This is a genomic window from Neisseria sp. P0021.S005 (assembly GCF_051956955.1).
The window spans coordinates 1-9,908 of the sequence record NZ_JBQCWY010000081.1 but is presented as its reverse complement, the minus strand read 5'-3'; the positions used below and the strand labels follow the sequence as shown (position 1 = coordinate 9,908).

Here is a 9,908-nt window from a genome sequence, read left to right as displayed (position 1 = left end):
GGCCACATCACCGTAAACCGTCGGCATCCTATCAACCTAGAGAGCAATCCATGTCTAAAAACCAAAACTACGAAGAATACCAAGACCAAGATGACAACCGTCCCTTGAGTATCGAAGAGCAGCGCGCGCGTCTGCGCCAACTCATTATCATGGGTAAAGAACGCGGCTACATCACTTATTCTGAAATTAACGACGCTCTGCCCGACGATATGTCCGATGCCGAACAAATCGACAACATCGTCAGCATGATTTCCGGCTTGGGCATCCAAGTAACCGAGCAAGCCCCCGATGCTGAAGACATCCTCTTGAGCGACAACGCCGCCGCCATGACCGACGACGATGCTGTTGAAGAAGCCGAAGCAGCACTCTCCAGCGCAGATTCAGAATTCGGCCGCACAACCGACCCTGTGCGTATGTATATGCGTGAAATGGGGCAAGTCGATCTGTTGACGCGTGAAGACGAAATCATCATCGCCAAAAAAATCGAAAATGCACTGAAAAACATGGTGCAGGCAATCTCCGCCTGCCCGGGTTCGATTGCCGAAATTCTGGCGTTGATCGAGCAAGTCCGCAACGACGAAATCCGTGTGGATGAGGTCGTTGAAGCCATCATCGACCCTAATGAAGTTTTGTTGAACGAATTGGGCTTAGGTCATTTGGAAAATGCCAAACCTGATGATGAAGAAGGTGAAACCGATAGCGATGATGAAGATGGCGACGAGGAAGATGAAGACGATTCAGGTAACGACTCTGAAGCCATATCCGCCGCCCATTTAGCCGAACTGAAACAAAAAGTTTTGGAACACTTCGCCTTTATCGAGAGCGAATACGGCAAAATGATCAAGCAGTTGGAAAAACACGGCAGTCAGCACGCCAACTACCTGAAACACCGCGATGCCATTGCCAACAAACTGTTAGAAGTCCGTTTTGCCACACGTCAAATCGAAAATTTGAGCAGCAACCTACGCAGTCGCGTTGAAAACATCCGCAAACTCGAACGCGAAATCCGCGATATCTGTATCGACCGCGTACGTATGGAACGCGACTACTTCATCGAAAACTTCCTGCCTGCTATTACCGATTTGGAATGGGTTGAAAAAGAAGTAGCCAAAGGCCGTGTATGGGCAAACGCATTGGATCGTTTCCGCCACGCCATCCTAGAAAAACAAGCCGAGCTGGCCAATATGGAAACCGAAACCCGCATTTCCATCGAAGAGTTGAAAGAAATCAACAAAAACATGGTACTGAGCGAGAAAGAAACCTCAGCAGCCAAACAGGAAATGATTCAGGCCAACTTGCGTTTGGTTATTTCCATTGCCAAAAAATACACCAACCGCGGCTTGCAGTTCCTTGATTTGATTCAAGAGGGCAATATCGGTCTGATGAAAGCGGTGGACAAATTCGAATACCGTCGCGGCTACAAGTTCTCGACTTACGCCACATGGTGGATCCGTCAAGCGATTACCCGTTCCATCGCCGACCAAGCGCGTACCATCCGCATTCCGGTTCACATGATTGAAACCATCAACAAAATGAACCGTATCTCGCGCCAATACCTGCAAGAAACCGGTGAAGAACCTGATTCCGCCAAACTGGCCGAGTTGATGGAAATGCCGGAGGACAAAATCCGCAAAATCATGAAAATCGCCAAAGAGCCGATTTCCATGGAAACACCGATTGGCGACGACGACGATTCGCACTTGGGCGACTTCATCGAGGATGCCAACAACGTTGCGCCGGCAGAAGCTGCGATGTACACCAGCCTGCACGAAGTAACCAAAGAAATCCTCGAAAGCCTGACCCCGCGCGAAGCCAAAGTGTTGCGTATGCGTTTCGGTATCGATATGAATACCGACCACACTTTGGAAGAAGTCGGCAAACAATTTGACGTAACCCGCGAACGTATCCGTCAAATCGAAGCCAAAGCCCTGCGCAAGCTGCGCCATCCTACCCGCAGCGACCGCCTCCGCAGCTTCCTCGACAGCGAAGAAAACAAATCGTAAAAGCAAACCGCAGGTTGAAAGACCTGCGGTTTTTATTAAAATACAAAAAGGCCGTCTGAAAACCAAATCTCAAAAGATTTAATGGTTTCAGACGGCCTTAAATTTTATTCAGCCTCAGTGGTTTTCTTTTTTGGACGGCGGCGGCGACGTTTGGGTTTGCCGTCAGTTGATCCACTTTGTTTCTGACGTTTGCGCTCATTGGCCGCAGTCATTTGCTGACGGGTTTCCTCATCGGCATGCTGGAAAGTTGTCCACCAAGAAGCCATCTCTTTATCAACCTCGCCAACTTCGCTACGCAAAATCAGGAAGTCATAAGCGGCACGGAAACGGGCTTGAGCCAACAGACGATACGGGCGCGCACCGCGCATATTGTCGAATTGCGGCTGAAATTGCCAGATTTCACGCATGGTTGCAGAGAATCTTTGCGGTACGCCCCAACCTTTCTCCACCGTATCGCGCATGGTGTTCATCGCATCCATCAGCGCAGGGACAGGTTTTTGACCATGGCTTTGATTGCGTTGCCAAATGGCGTTTAGTGTCGGCCACAATACCGCCGCCAATACAAAACCGACAGAAACGGACTTATCCGCACGAAGACGCTCGTCGGTATTTTTCAAAGCCAACATAATCATACGTTTGTCGGCTGCTTCGGCAGTTTTCAAGGCATCTAAAAGCGGATGGATGCCTTCGGGAATACCCAACTCGTTCAACCGTTTCAAACAGGCACGGGAATGGCCGGAAAACAGGATTTTCATGATTTCGTCAAAAAGACGGGCCACCGGTTCATTTTTCAGACGGCCTGCGTATTCGGCAATCGGCAAAGCCGTTTGCTCTTCCACTTCAAAGCCCAACTTACCCGACAAACGGACGGCGCGAAGAATACGGACGGGATCTTCCTGATAGCGTTCAGCAGGATTACCTATCATCACCAATTTCTTATCGGCAACATCAGCCACGCCTTGATGGAAATCCCAAATTTCCTCTTTAATCGGGTCGTAATACAGCGCATTGCAAGTAAAATCGCGGCGCATGGCATCTTCTTCAATGCTGCCGTAAGTATTGTCCTTCATAATGCGGCCTTGCGCATTTTGCTGAACCTTATCGCCACCGCGAAACGTCGTCACTTCAATAGTTTCAGGACCAATCATCACATGAACGATTTGAAAGCGGCGGCCGATAATGCGGCTGCGGCGGAATATTTTACGGATTTGCTCCGGCGTGGCATCGGTTGCAATATCAAAATCTTTGGGTTCAACCCCGAGCAACAAATCCCGAACGGCTCCCCCTACAACATAAGCCTGAAAACCGGCTTCATGCAGGCGTTTGGCAATTTTCTCAGCGGCAAAGCTCAACATATCCGCATGGATACCATGTTGCTCAAGCGGAATAATCTCCTTTTCGGGCAACGACTTGACGTGTTTTTTAGGCAACACTTTATGCAGCCATTTTTTTAACATAAGCAGCTCTTTTCACGATAAAAAAGGCCGTCTGAAACTTGTCCGGCTTAAGCCTTTGCACAATATCCTGCCGTAGATTAAAGACAAAACATTGAGCAAAGGCTTCAGACAGCCTAAAAAAGACGTGCCATTATACCTTATGGAAGTTCGATTAATTAGCGTATTGGCAAAAAATATCGGCTATAATGACGGTCTGACAACGATTCAGGCAAAACATCATGTACCACTACAAATCCGAAGCTACCCAATTCCTCGACAAACTCATGTCCGACCATCCCGAATTAGAAGCGCAACGCCTCGAAAACCGCCATTTACTGTGGGATGTAACCCTTAATCCGGCCGAACAGGCTGAATTTGAAGCGGCCAAAGTCAACAAAAAACCTTACACCTACTATCAAGACTAACCCGTATCGGTATGACGACCAACACCCACAATACCGATCCGGCGTTACAGCAGTACCTCAACAGCATCGGTCAGCACGAACATCCCGTTTTGACCGCATTGCGTGAGCGTACCCAATCACATCGTCTGGGAAAGATGGCCATCGCCCAAGAGCAGGCAGCCATGTTGGTGTGGTTGGCCAAATTATTGAATGCTAAAAAATATTTGGAAGTTGGTGTCTTTACCGGTTACAGCAGCACCGCCATGGCGCTTTCCCTCCCCGAAGACGGCAAAATCACGGCTTGCGACATTAATGTAACCTTTACCGATATTGCCCGAGAAACATGGCAGGCAGCAGGTATAGCGCATAAAATCTCGCTTCATCTGCAACCAGCTTTGCTGACTTTGGACGATTTGATTGCGCAAGGCGAATCGGAAAGCTACGACTTGGCACTTATCGATGCCGACAAACCGCCTACGCCAAAATATTTCGAACGCTGTTTGCAACTGGTACGGAGTGGCGGCGTGATTGCCATCGATAATATCTTGTTGGGTGGGCGCGTCATGAATGAAGCTGCCGAAAATGATCCGCCAAGCTTGGATATCCTGCGCCATTTCAACCAAAATCTGCCGCGCGATACACGCATTATTCCCATTACCCTGCCTGTCGGCGACGGTTTGACACTGCTACTAAAAAAATAAAACGACACAATCCGATGAAAACATTATCACATTCCCTGTTTCTTTTGCCGCTTACTCTATTGGCCACATCGTGCGCCGTTTCCCATCCTCTTCAACCAGCCGATAATCCTAACTTCGTCCTGCCGGATATTCCGCGTGAGCCTTTGCCTGAAAAAAGTATTCCCTATCCGCGTTTGGACGCACAAACCCAGATTGACCACTTAGGTATACAAATTGCCCGACTGGAACGCACGGTTGAAGAATTAAATCAACGCTTGCACACATTGGAACAACAACGGACTATCAAACGTCCGACTACTTCTGCTTCCAATCCCAAAGCCCAGCGATTGGACGACCGCAAGCTGAAAATGAACTATTTGGCAAATGGCGGCGGCGTGCCGTCTGAAACAGACTCAGCCGCACAAAACGAATTACGCCTTTATAATCAGGCGCAAAAATACTATCAGCGTAACAACTATTCCGCCGCAGTGGCCATTTTGAAAGAGGCTGACGGCGGCAATGGCAGCGAAATTGCCCGCCGCAATATGTACCTGCTCCTGCAAAGCCAACAACGTCTGGGCAACTGCGAATCCGTTATCGAAATCGGCAACCGCTACGCCAACCGATTCCGCAACAGCCCGCAAGCTCCCGATGCCATGTACAGCATCGGCCAATGCCAATACAAACTGCAACAAAAAGACATCGCCCGCAGCACATGGCGCAAACTGATACAAAGCTTCCCCAACAGCGAAGCGGCAAAACGCGCTTCCATCAGTCTCAAACAAAGATAAACGTTCAGACGGCCTTGTCATCCCCAAGGCCGTCTGAATATTTTTTTACCCTTAATCCATTCAAGCAAAAGGAACTCTTCATGATCCAAGTCGGCATTATTATGGGCAGCAACAGCGATTGGCCGGTGATGCAGCAGGCAGCACAATTTCTCAAAGAATTCGGCGTTGAATACGAAGCGCGTGTCGTCTCTGCACACCGTACGCCTGATTTGATGTTTGAATACGCCGAAACCGCACGCGAACGCGGCATCAAAGCCATCATTGCCGGCGCAGGCGGCGCAGCGCATTTGCCAGGCATGGTTGCAGCCAAAACCACGGTGCCCGTCTTGGGTGTTCCCGTGCCCAGCAAATATCTGCGCGGCGAAGACTCCCTGCTTTCGATTGTACAAATGCCCAAAGGCGTTCCTGTTGCCACATTTGCCATTGGCGAAGCCGGTGCGGCCAATGCAGCGCTGTTTGCTATTTCACTTTTGGCCAATGAAAATCCTGAATTGGCTGAAAAATTGGCGGCTTTCCGTGCCAAACAAGAGCAAACCGTTCTAGCCATGGAATTGCCTGAAGCATAACTGACAAAGGCCGTCTGAAAGTTGTAAAGGGAAACTTTGATTTCGTTTTACGATTGTTTAGACGGCCTTAGTGTTTTATCAAATTGAATTAATGCCATGAAAACCCTAGCATTCATCCTACTCTCCACCCTGCTTTGCGCCTGCCAAAGCCCAAGTACTCCTACTCAATCAACTGCCATCCCATCTCAGCAACAAGCCCAAGATACAAATGGAAACCTGATTATCTTCTATGATGCCCAAACCGGTTCTGCGCCATTGCTAAAAGCAGTGAAAACCTCGGGTGCAAGTTTGATTTATGAATACAAAAACCTGAACGGCATTGCTATTCGTCCGTCTTCCAAGACCAAGATTGAAGATGCCATTGCCTATTTCAAAAAAATAAATGGCGTATTGTCGGTCGAACAAGACCGACTGCTTAAACTTCAATAAATAAACTATTTTCTAACCAAATAAAAAAGGCCGTCTGAAACGTATCACTACGATTTCAGACGGCCTTAACCTTTTCAATAAATTAAATCATGCCTCTGCCTTGCGCTTTTGGCTTGGCTTGGCCGAATTCCAATTTACTCAGCGCAGATAAATAGGCTTTGGCAGTTGCCACCAATACGTCGGTATCCGCACCTTGGCCGTTGACCACACGGTCGCCACGTTGCAGGCGGACGGAAGTTTCGCCTTGGCTTTCTGTACCTTGAGTTACCGCATTGACAGAGTAAATCTGCAAGGTTGCGCCACTTTGTGCTACGCTTTCAATGGCTTTGAAGATGGCATCAACAGGGCCTGAGCCGCTAGCGGAAGCGTGTTTTTCTTCACCGCGAATACTGAACACAATATCGGCGCGCGGCTCTTCACCAGTTTCAGTGCTGATTTTTTGGGAAATGAATTTGTAGCTTTCGGTATTCATATTGCCCATTTCGTCAGACACCAAAGCGTGCAGGTCTTCATCAAAGATTTCGCGTTTCTTATCCGCCAGCTCTTTGAAGCGTGCAAATGCCGCATTCAACGCCTCTTCACTTTCCAACTCAATACCCAAATCTGCCAGCTTGGTTTTGAAAGCATTACGGCCGGAGAGTTTACCCAAAGTCAGGCGGTTGGTTGACCAGCCAACTGATTCGGCAGTCATGATTTCATAGGTTTCAGGGTGTTTCAACACGCCGTCTTGGTGGATGCCTGATTCGTGTGCAAAGGCGTTTGCGCCGACTACTGCTTTATTTGGCTGAATCGGATAGCCGGTAATAGTAGATACCAGTTTGGATACTGGCACGATTTGCGTGGTATCAATGCCGGTTTCCAAGCCGAAAAGGTCGTGGCGCACTTTCAACGCCATCACGATTTCTTCAAGGCTGGCATTACCCGCACGTTCACCCAAACCGTTGATGGTACATTCCACCTGGCGCACGCCTGCCTGAACAGCGGCCAGCGAGTTGGCAACCGCCATACCCAAGTCGTTGTGGCAGTGGGTCGACCAGACTACTTTGTCGCCGTTGGGCACGCTTTTGATGATGTTACTGATACGCTCGTACCATACGGAAGGGATGGAGTAGCCGACAGTATCGGGAATATTGATGGTGGTTGCGCCTGCCTCGATAACCGCCGTAAAGATTTTGGCGAGAAAGTCCAAATCCGAACGCACGGCGTCTTCGGCGGAAAATTCCACATCGTCAGTATATTCTTTGGCAATTTTTACCGCTTTGACCGCCGCATCGATGACCTGCTGCGGCTTCATTTTCAGTTTGTGCTCCATGTGGATGGGGCTGGTGGCGATAAAAGTGTGAATACGTTTTTTCGGAGCAGGGGAAACAGCTTCGCCTGCTTTGCGCACATCGTTTTCAACGGCACGCGCCAATGAGCAAACTGTAGATTTAGTAATGATTTTGGCAATCGCATTAACCGATTCAAAATCGCCCGGACTGGCTGCTGCAAAACCTGCCTCAATCACATCGACACCCATCTTTTCCAACTGGCGGGCAATACGGATTTTCTCCTCTTTGGTCATGGATGCGCCGGGGGACTGCTCACCGTCGCGCATGGTGGTATCGAAAATGATAACGCGGTTGGTTTGTGTCATTTCTGTTCTCTCCAGAGATTCATTTTTTTGTAAAAAAGCATTCAAATCAAGCGGTCTGCCTTGCGCTTCCGCCAAAGCGGTCAGTTTTTGCAACTGAGCCAAAGGCAGGGACCCGCGTGTACGCCATTTGTAGATAGCCGCTGTGGTCGCAGCATTTTCCGGGTCGTGCTGTTTCAGAGCTTCGGCCAGCGCGTTTACGCCGCCAAAATAGGCAACCAAACGGTCAATGTCTAATTGCATGATGTTCCTTGTCCAAATCTGATTAAGATTATTGTGTTCTGGTTTTGCATTATACTCATTTTAGACAAAACGACAATCTATTTTTATCAAAATATTGGTATAAATTTTAAAACTTGAGAAATTTTTATACATTTTGTCTAATTTGGACTATTAAAAGCTCCTCTCAAACCGAACACATCCTAAATATAGTAAACTAATCCCCTATTTCCCCGATTTGAAACACATTATGCCCCATACCATCCCTACCAACCGCTCCGACATCGAATGGCGCAACGAAAGTACACAAAAGCCACCCAAGCAGGCGGTTTACATACAAGAAGCAGGCGCAACAGAAATCTTAAAAAATGCCCACGCGCAAACTGCAACTGTTTGGACTGGCGATTTTCACAATGCCAAGCAAGTCTTATCTGCAATGAAAAAACGTATCCGCAGGCCGTCTGAAAAAAAGAAAGGCGCACCTGCCGATATTCAGACAGCCTTTCATGCCCACCGTATGAAACAGGCGCAACAAAGCCGTTTGCTCAATATGCTTGCCATCGAAATCCAACCTAATTTTCAACTGGACAATGCACGCGCACCCGACATCTACGCCGCCTTGTGCGATGTTTACGACACACTAAACGACAAACCGTTTCTTTTGCCGCTAAATCAATTATTGGGTTTTATCGGTGCACACGAATGGCACAAAAAAGGCATAGACATTCCTCAGCTTGATGGAAAAATCCATGTTCCTTTCGGCGTATTCTCTCCACTGCGCGGCGAGTATTTGGATTTAATCACACAAGCCCCACTCGCTCCCCATATTCAGACGGCCTTTGACATCGGCACCGGCTCAGGTGTTATTGCCGCAATTTTGGCCAAGCGAGGCATACCCGACATCATTGCCACAGACACCAACCCAAAAGCAATAGCCTGCGCCACAGCAAACCTTGAGCGTCTAAGCCTGGATAAAGCTGTCAACATCCAATCGATTGATTTATTTCCCGAAACTTGCGCCGACCTTATCGTCTGCAATCCGCCTTGGCTGCCGGCAAAACCGACCTCTGCCATCGAGACCGCCCTTTACGACCCCAATCATGCCATGTTAACCGCGTTCCTCAACGGCGTACGCCAGCACTTAAATCCAAACGGCGAAGCCTGGTTAATTATTTCCGACTTGGCAGAACACTTACATTTGCGCAACAAAGACTTTCTAAACCAATGCTTTCAGACGGCCTCACTCAATGTAGTCGATATTTTGAAAACTAAACCGCAACACAAAAAAGCAATAGATGAATCCGATCCTTTGGCGTTTGCCAGAAACAAGGAAACTACTTATCTATACCGTTTGAAAGCGATATAAAATCAAGGCCGTCTGAACATTCGGACGGCCTTTAAGCATTTTTATAAAAGAAAACGGCATATCCGTAAAGATATGCCGTCGATGGGAGCAGGGACTGCTATATTTGGCAGTGGTTTGTGTTTTAGTCCTCTTGCGCCGCTGTTTGCAGGTAGTTTGGCAAACCAACTTTACCAATCAATTCCTGCTGAGTTTCAAGCCAGTCGATGTGTTCTTCGTTGATGTCTTTTTGTTTTTCCAACAAATCACGGCTGACATAGTCTTGTTGCTCTTCTGCAAGAGCGATGGCTGCAACCAGAGTATCATGTTTTTCATACTCTTTTTTCAGATCGCAGGCAATGATTTCTTCGGTAGATTCACCGATCAACAGTTTACCCAATTCTT

The 9,908-nt window shown here is 48.2% G+C and carries 10 protein-coding genes; 7 read left to right on the top strand and 3 right to left on the bottom strand.

From position 1 onward, the window contains the following. Positions 1 to 50 precede the first annotated feature (50 nt). On the top strand, positions 51 to 2,003 hold the full coding sequence (rpoD, locus tag ACTHUE_RS06830) for an RNA polymerase sigma factor RpoD (RefSeq protein ID WP_004520313.1): 1,953 nt from the start codon (positions 51 to 53) through the stop codon (positions 2,001 to 2,003). A gap of 104 nt (positions 2,004 to 2,107) precedes the next feature. Here the strand turns inward: rpoD and ACTHUE_RS06825 are convergent, their stop codons facing one another. Beyond that, the gene (locus ACTHUE_RS06825) at positions 2,108 to 3,460 is read right to left on the bottom strand and encodes a polynucleotide adenylyltransferase PcnB (protein ID WP_004520312.1); all 1,353 of its coding nucleotides are present in this window, start codon (positions 3,458 to 3,460) and stop codon (positions 2,108 to 2,110) included. A gap of 218 nt (positions 3,461 to 3,678) precedes the next feature. Here ACTHUE_RS06825 and ACTHUE_RS06820 point away from each other — a divergent pair, with 218 nt between their 5' ends. The 5 genes from ACTHUE_RS06820 (at position 3,679) to ACTHUE_RS06800 (ending at position 6,309) form a co-directional block, all read left to right on the top strand. Further along, on the top strand, positions 3,679 to 3,864 hold the full coding sequence (locus tag ACTHUE_RS06820) for a DUF3460 family protein (protein WP_004520311.1): 186 nt from the start codon (positions 3,679 to 3,681) through the stop codon (positions 3,862 to 3,864). 11 nt (positions 3,865 to 3,875) lie between these two features. Then, positions 3,876 to 4,544 (top strand): class I SAM-dependent methyltransferase, encoded by a 669-nt coding sequence (locus ACTHUE_RS06815; RefSeq protein ID WP_004520310.1) that lies wholly within the window; start codon positions 3,876 to 3,878, stop codon positions 4,542 to 4,544. Between the two features lie 14 nt (positions 4,545 to 4,558). Further along, positions 4,559 to 5,314 carry a tetratricopeptide repeat protein gene (locus ACTHUE_RS06810; RefSeq protein ID WP_004520309.1) on the top strand — a complete coding sequence of 252 codons (756 nt, stop codon included), beginning with the start codon at positions 4,559 to 4,561 and terminating at the stop codon, positions 5,312 to 5,314. A gap of 80 nt (positions 5,315 to 5,394) precedes the next feature. After that, positions 5,395 to 5,880 (top strand): 5-(carboxyamino)imidazole ribonucleotide mutase, encoded by a 486-nt coding sequence (gene purE, locus ACTHUE_RS06805; protein WP_003686478.1) that lies wholly within the window; start codon positions 5,395 to 5,397, stop codon positions 5,878 to 5,880. A 96-nt stretch (positions 5,881 to 5,976) separates the two neighbouring features. Beyond that, positions 5,977 to 6,309: a hypothetical protein gene (locus tag ACTHUE_RS06800; protein ID WP_004520308.1), complete on the top strand. Its 333-nt coding sequence runs from the start codon at positions 5,977 to 5,979 to the stop codon at positions 6,307 to 6,309. Positions 6,310 to 6,391: 82 nt separating this feature from the next. Here ACTHUE_RS06800 and ACTHUE_RS06795 read toward each other — a convergent pair whose 3' ends face one another. Next, complete coding sequence (locus ACTHUE_RS06795) at positions 6,392 to 8,185, bottom strand: 2-isopropylmalate synthase (protein WP_049330811.1); 1,794 nt, start codon at positions 8,183 to 8,185, stop codon at positions 6,392 to 6,394. 226 nt (positions 8,186 to 8,411) lie between these two features. On the opposite strand from ACTHUE_RS06795, the gene ACTHUE_RS06790 reads away from it, so the two are divergent. Further along, complete coding sequence (locus ACTHUE_RS06790) at positions 8,412 to 9,527, top strand: methyltransferase (protein ID WP_049335259.1); 1,116 nt, start codon at positions 8,412 to 8,414, stop codon at positions 9,525 to 9,527. A 121-nt stretch (positions 9,528 to 9,648) separates the two neighbouring features. Here ACTHUE_RS06790 and ACTHUE_RS06785 read toward each other — a convergent pair. Beyond that, on the bottom strand, positions 9,649 to 9,908 hold a 260-nt coding region (locus ACTHUE_RS06785; protein WP_440423158.1), incomplete at its 5' end, for a ferritin-like domain-containing protein.